Here is a 396-nt window from a genome sequence, read left to right on the forward strand (position 1 = left end):
AAGCGTACATTGGCACACCATTAAAGAGATAGATAAACGCCGACTTCGCCAAGTGGTACCGTCAGTGAAATGGGAGGGGCTAAGGCAACTCGTCATGGATGAGTTCGCTATCTTTAAAGGACATCGGTATGCCACGGTCATTGCTGACGCTAAGACTCACCAAGCTATTTGGATAGGGTTAGGCCGTAGCCGCAAGGACATACGACCGTTCTTCGAGCTGTTAGGCAAGCATGGCAATAATATCGAAGCGGTCGCGATGGACATGAATACGGCTTTTGACCTTGAAGTTCAAGCGCACTGCCCGAACGCCAAAATCGTTTACGACTTATTCCATGTTGTTGCTAAGTTCGGTCGTGAGGTAATGGATAGAGTCAGAGTCGACCAAGCCAACAAACT

Annotated in this window: 1 protein-coding gene; it reads left to right on the forward strand. The window is 48.5% G+C overall.

Annotated features, from left to right (window positions below; translation table 11 throughout):
* Nucleotides 1-396, forward strand: a 396-nt coding sequence (locus AB4140_RS19830; RefSeq protein WP_372002367.1) for a transposase, incomplete at both ends; no start/stop codon positions are given.

The sequence above is a fragment of the Shewanella sp. 10N.286.51.B2 genome (genome assembly GCF_041469265.1).
Lineage (GTDB): Bacteria > Pseudomonadota > Gammaproteobacteria > Enterobacterales > Shewanellaceae > Shewanella.